The sequence below is a fragment of the Rahnella sp. P4_A8 genome, assembly GCF_056402435.1.
In genome coordinates this window covers 1-6,894 of sequence record NZ_JBFUHK010000104.1, presented here as the reverse complement: position 1 = coordinate 6,894, position 6,894 = coordinate 1, and the positions used below count along the sequence as shown (strand labels likewise).

The window sequence follows — 6,894 nt, the reverse complement described above, 5'->3', positions numbered from 1 at the left end:
ACGTGGAGTTAATCCGGGCACCAGAAGGTTTCTTCTACCTGCGCCCGCGCTCCACCACGCTTATCCCGCGCTCCGTACTTTCTGAGCTGGATATGATGGTGGGTAAAATCCTTTGCTATCTGTATCTCAGCCCGGAACGTCTGGCGCATGAGGGGATTTTTACCCAGCAGGAACTGTATGACGAATTACTGAGCCTGGCGGATGAAAGCAAATTACTTAAATACGTCAACCAACGTTCAACCGGCTCAGATTTGGATCGCCAGAAATTGCAGGACAAAGTCCGCACGTCCCTGAACCGACTACGCCGGCTGGGCATGGTGTATTTCATGGGGGTTGATAGCAGCAAATTCCGTATCACTGAAGCGGTATTCCGGTTTGGTGCGGATGTCCGCAGCGGCGATGACGCGCGCGAAGCACAACTGCGGATGATCCGCGACGGTGAAGCAATGCCGGTCGACAGCGCGCTGTCACTGAATGACGAAAGTGAGGACGGCGAATCGCTGGCAGTGCAGCAAGGGCATGAGAGCGCAGAGGATGAACAGGAATGATTGAACGCGGTAAATTTCGCTCACTGACGCTGGTTAACTGGAACGGGTTCTTTGCCCGTACTTTTGACCTCGACTCACTGGTCACCACGCTTTCCGGCGGTAACGGGGCCGGTAAATCCACCACGATGGCGGCTTTCGTTACGGCGCTGATCCCCGATCTGACGTTGCTGCATTTCCGTAACACCACCGAAGCGGGCGCAACTTCCGGTTCGCGTGATAAAGGCCTGCACGGTAAATTGCGCGCGGGTGTCTGTTACTCGGTTCTGGATGTGGTGAACTCCCGTCACCAGCGTATTGTCGTGGGGGTTCGTCTGCAGCAGGTCGCTGGTCGTGACCGTAAAGTCGACATTAAACCTTTCACGATTCAGGGCTTGCCGGTTGCGGTCAATCCGACGGAAATGTTGACTGAAACGGTCGGCGAGCGTCAGGCTCGTGTGCTGTCTTTGCAGGAACTGAAAGATCGCGTGGAAGCGATGGAAGGCGTGCAGTTCAAGCAGTTCAACTCGATTACCGATTACCATGCCCTGATGTTTGATCTGGGTGTTATTCCACGTCGTTTGCGATCGGCATCCGACCGTAGCAAGTTCTATCGTCTGATTGAAGCCTCGCTTTATGGCGGTATTTCCAGTGCCATCACCCGTTCCCTGCGCGACTATTTGTTGCCGGAAAACAGTGGTGTGCGGAAAGCCTTCCAGGATATGGAAGCGGCGCTGCGTGAAAACCGTATGACGCTGGAAGCTATCCGCGTTACTCAGTCTGACCGCGACCTGTTTAAACACCTGATTTCTGAAGCGACGTCTTACGTGGCTGCAGACTATATGCGTCACGCCAATGAACGCCGTATTCATCTCGATGGTGCGCTGGTACTGCGTAATGATTTGTTCACCAGCCGCAAACAGTTGTCCGGCGAGCAATACCGTCATGTCGAAATGGCACGTGAACTGGCTGAGCAAAGTGGTGCGCAAAGCGATTTAGAAACCGATTATCAGGCTGCCAGCGATCATCTGAGTCTGGTTCAGACGGCAATGCGTCAACAGGAAAAAATCGAGCGTTATGAAAGTGATCTCGAAGAGCTGACGTATCGTCTCGAAGAACAGAACGAAGTGGTGGCTGAAGCCAGCGAGCTGCACGCTGAACATGAAGCGCGCGCTGAAGCCGCTGAACTGGAAGTGGATGAGCTGAAAAGCCAGCTGGCCGATTACCAGCAGGCGCTGGATGTTCAGCAGACCCGTGCGATTCAGTATCAGCAGGCGTTGCAGGCCATTGAGCGTGCGCGCGATTTGTGCCAGATCCCCGATCTGAGCATTCAGAACAGTGAAGCATGGCTGGAAACTTTCCAGAGTAAAGAGCAGGAAGCGACTGAAATCCTGCTGATGCTGGAACAGAAGATGAGCGTCGCTTCTGCCGCCCATAATCAGTTTGAAACGGCTTATCAGCTGGTGGTAAAAATCGCCGGTGAAGTGAGCCGCAGTGACGCCTGGCAAACGGCGCGTGAATTACTGCGCGACTGGTCTTCACAACAGCATCAGGCCGAACGTGTCGAACCGCTGCGCATGCGCTTGTCCGAACTTGAAGGCCGCCTGCGTGAACAGCAGGATGCCGAACGTCAGTTGCAGGAATTCTGCAAGCGTACGGGTCAGGATGTGCATCCCGAAGATCTGGACGAAATGCAGCGTGAGCTGGAAGTACAGATCGAAGAATTACAGGGTGTTGTGTCGCAGGCAGGTGAGCGTCGCATGGAAATGCGTCAGGAACTTGAACGTGTTCAGTCTCGCATTCGCGAACTGACCGCCCGTGCACCCGTCTGGCTGGCCGCGCAGGAAGCACTTAGCCAGTTAAGCGAGCAAAGTAAGGAACCGCTGGAAAGCAGCCAGCAGGTGACCGAATACATGCAGCAGTTGCTGGAAACGGAACGCGAAACGACGGTTGAGCGTGACGAAGTGGCTGCCCGCAAGCGTCGTATTGAAGGGCAGATAACCCGCCTCAGCCAGCCAAGTGGTGCGGAAGATTCCCGCATGATCGCGCTTGCAGAACGCTTCGGTGGCGTGTTGTTGTCGGAAATTTATGATGACGTCACCATCGACGATGCGCCTTACTTCTCTGCATTGTATGGTCCGTCCCGCCACGCGATTGTGGTGCCTGATTTATCCCTGATCCGCGATCAGCTGGATGGGTTGGATGATTGCCCGGAAGACCTCTATCTTATCGAAGGGGATCCACAGTCATTTGATGACAATGTCTTTGAAGTAGAAGAAATGCAGGGCGCGGTACTGGTCAAAACGGGTGATCGCCAGTGGCGTTATTCTCACTTCCCACAGGTGCCATTGTTTGGCCGTGCGGCGCGTGAGAACCGTCTGGAAACCTTGCATAAAGAACGCGAAAACCTGTCAGAGCGTTACGCGACATTGTCGTTTGACGTGCAGAAAATTCAGCGTGCACATCAGGCATTTAGTCGTTTCATCGGCAGTCATTTAGCCGTGGCGTTTGACGCCGACCCGGAAGCTGAAATCCGCACTCTGAGCGGGCGTCGTGGCGAACTGGAACGCGCTATCAATGCGCATGAAGGCCAGAATCAGCAACAGCGTCAGCAATACGAGCAGGCGAAAGACGCTATCGGCATGCTCAATAAATTGCAGCCACGTGTCGGCTTGCTGTGTGATGAAACGCTGATTGATCGCGTTGAAGAAATCCGCGAAGAAATGGAAGAGGCACAGGATTCCGCCCGTTTCATTCAGCAACACGGTGTGTCACTGAGCAAGCTGGAACCGCTGGTATCGGTGCTGCAAAGCGACCCGGAACAGCATGAGCAACTGAAAGAAGATTACGCACAGGCGCAGCATGCACAGCGTCTGGCGAAGCAACAGGCATTCGCTCTGACGGAAGTGGTTCAGCGCCGTGCTCACTTCAGCTATACCGACTCCGCCGGCATGCTGAATGAAAACAGTGATCTGAATGACAAACTGCGTCAGCGTCTGGAACATGCGGAAGCGGAACGTACGCGTGCCCGTGAACAAATGCGTCAGCATCAGACACAACTGACGCAGTACAGTCAGGTTCTAGCCTCGCTGAAAAGTTCGTTCGATGCCAAACGCGATATGCTCAAAGAACTTAGCCAGGAATTGCAGGATATCGGTGTTCAGGCTGATGCAAATGCTGAAGCACGTGCTAAAACCCGCCGTGACGAACTGCACACCGCGCTCAGCACCAACCGGGCACGCTGTAATCAGCTCGAAAAACAAATCACCTTCTGCGAAGCAGAAATGGATAACCTGCAGAAGAAATTGCGCAAACTTGAGCGTGATTATCATCAGAGCCGCGAACAGGTAGTGACCTCGAAAGCGGGCTGGTGTGCGGTGATGCGTCTGGTGAAAGACAATGGCGTTGAACGTCGTTTGCACCGTCGTGAGCTGGCGTATATGGATGGCGACGAACTGCGTTCCATGTCGGATAAATCCCTTGGCGCGCTGCGTCTGGCGGTCTCTGATAACGAACATCTGCGCGATGTACTGCGTCTGTCCGAAGATCCAAAACGCCCTGAACGTAAAATCCAGTTCTACATTGCTGTATACCAGCATCTGCGCGAACGTATCCGTCAGGATATTATTCGTACCGATGATCCGGTTGAAGCGATTGAACAGATGGAAATCGAACTGGGCCGTCTGACCGAAGAACTGACAGCCCGTGAGCAGCAACTGGCTATCAGTTCGAAAAGTGTGGCGAATATCATCCGTAAAACCATTCAGCGCGAACAGAACCGTATCCGCCAGCTGAACCAGGGCCTGCAGGCTGTGGCCTTTGGTCAGGTGAAAAGTGTACGTTTGAACGTGAATGTACGCGAAGCGCACGCGGGACTGCTGGATGTGCTGTCTGAACAGCAGGAACAGCATCAGGATCTCTTCAGCAGTAACCGTCTGACCTTCTCGGAAGCGCTGGCGAAACTCTATCAGCGTCTGAACCCGCAAATTGATATGGGTCAGCGCACACCGCAAACTATTGGTGAAGAACTGCTGGATTACCGCAACTATCTCGAAATGGAAGTGGAAGTGAACCGTGGTTCTGACGGCTGGTTACGCGCAGAAAGCGGGGCGCTGTCAACGGGTGAAGCGATCGGTACCGGTATGTCGATTCTGGTGATGGTGGTTCAGAGCTGGGAAGACGAGTCGAGCCGTATGCGCGGGAAGGATATTTCGCCTTGTCGTCTGCTGTTCCTTGATGAAGCCGCACGTCTGGATGCTAAATCTATCGCCACGCTGTTCGAGCTTTGCGACCGTCTGGAAATGCAGCTGATTATTGYGGCACCGGAAAACATCAGCCCTGAAAAAGGCACGACCTATAAACTGGTACGTAAAGTGTTCGGCAATAATGAACATGTACACGTGGTCGGTTTGCGTGGATTCGCGCCTGAACTTCCGGCACTGGTCAATACGGAAGCTGATGTTTCCTGAGTGTTTTCAGATAAATAAGATGTCTGATTTTTAAAAGCCCCGGCCTGAGCGCCGGGGCTTTTTATTGAAATTGCATCCATTTCACTTATATTTCTTTAAAAAGTTGTGGTGAACTAAATAGCTTGTAAGGCAACACTAAGGTGCTGCGTAATTTATAGACGAATGCCTGAAAACAGCACATAAACACGTAACGGAAGACTTTATTTAAACTGACAGCTGGCTTAGAGTCTTTACGTTACACGCGGGCTCTATTTCATTGAGTTCCTACGCAAAAAAAGAATTCTCTTTATATACTTATTCCAAGAGCTGTTGGCTCAATTTTGGGGATGAGATTGAGCACCTTATCGGGAGGCAAGGGAAGATGTTAATGAATCAAAGGTCTCTCAGGTTTTTAGTCGCCAGCTGTCTGCTGGCGAGCGGTCTCTCGCCGTGGTTTGCTGCATGGGCTACCGTGCCCGCGCTGCCATTAGGAAAAACCACGCTATCAAGCGTACAGAGCATGAGCCAGTTGCAGGCAGAGTTATTGCCAAGGGGCATCAGGCCGTTGTATCTGTCATCTCTGTCATCGCTTTATGCTGCAAATCATATGCAGCCCATGTGGAACGATCGTGAAACAGTTCAGTTATTCCAGCAGCAACTCGCCGAGCTGGCCATATCGGGGATCCAGCCTCAGTTCACGCAATGGGTGAAATGGCTGACGGATCCGCAAGTTACCGGCATGGCCCGTGATGTGGTGTTGTCAGATGCAATGCTGGGCTATTTGCAGTTTACGAGCAGCGTGGAAGCCAATGGAGATAAGTGGTTATACAGCGCCACACCGTACAAAATGACGACGCCGTCGCTGACTGTGATTAATCAGTGGCAACTGGCTGTGCGTCAGGGCAATACGTCACACTATTTGTCGACTCTCGCACCACAGCACCCTTATTACACCAAAATGCATGATGCATTGAAAATCATGCTGACGGACAATCGACCATGGCCCGTGATGACAGGATCAGCCAGTTTGCGTCCGGACCAGATCAGTGACGATGTCCCGGCCTTGCGGGAGATCCTGACCCGAACCGGTATGATGGTCGCCTCGCCTGAAGAGAATAAGGTGGCTAAACCGACAGATGAAACTATCGCCCCGAACACGCCGGGAAGCGCGGCAAATGACGATCTGTCTGTTGATGAAACCGCTGATAAGGCCCAGCAATCGACCCCGGCTGTCAGCCCTTCCGCAACATCAGTACAAGATGTCCTGCCAACGGTTCAGTCGACAGAAGTGCCAGCGACACCCGCGCCAGTGGCTGTCGCTGATAATCAGTACACACCGGATTTAGTGGAAGCTGTTAAGCGTTTTCAAAAATGGCAGGGGCTGGAAGCGGACGGTATTATTGGCGGACGTACCCGTCAGTGGCTGAATGCCTCTCCGCAATTGCGTGCTACCTTGCTGGCGCTGAATATTCAGCGTCTGCGCATTCTTCCAGGCAATGTGAACACCGGAATCATGGTGAACATTCCAAACTATCAGCTCACCTATTATCTCAATGGCAATGAAGTGTTGTCGTCACGGGTAATTGTCGGTCGTCCAAGCCGTAAAACGCCGTTAATGAGCAGTGCGTTGAATAATGTGGTGGTCAATCCACCGTGGAATGTGCCCACAACGTTAGTGCGTGAAGATATCGTGCCTAAAGCCATGAACAATCCCGGTTACTTCCAGCAACATGGCTATCAGGTATTGTCTGGCTGGAGTAACGATGCTGAAATCATCGATCCTTCAATGATCGACTGGGCAATGATATCACCCAACCATTTCCCCTATCGCATCCGTCAGGCGCCGGGCGTAAGCAACTCTCTGGGGCGGTATAAATTTAATATGCCGAGTTCTGATGCTATTTATCTGCATGACACGCCAA

At 52.6% G+C, this 6,894-nt stretch carries 3 protein-coding genes; all 3 read left to right on the top strand.

Annotation, left to right across the window (positions count from 1 at the left end; translation table 11 throughout):
* Positions 1-548: chromosome partition protein MukE (gene mukE / locus AC1DUO_RS22800; protein WP_477988877.1), on the top strand; the 548-nt coding region annotated here is incomplete at its 5' end.
* Positions 545-4,993, top strand: a complete 4,449-nt coding sequence (mukB, locus tag AC1DUO_RS22795) for a chromosome partition protein MukB (protein ID WP_477988875.1) — start codon at positions 545-547, stop codon at positions 4,991-4,993. The genes mukE and mukB, both read left to right, overlap by 4 nt.
* A 361-nt stretch (positions 4,994-5,354) precedes the next feature.
* Positions 5,355-6,894: L,D-transpeptidase (ldtD, locus tag AC1DUO_RS22790; protein WP_477988873.1), on the top strand; the 1,540-nt coding region annotated here is incomplete at its 3' end.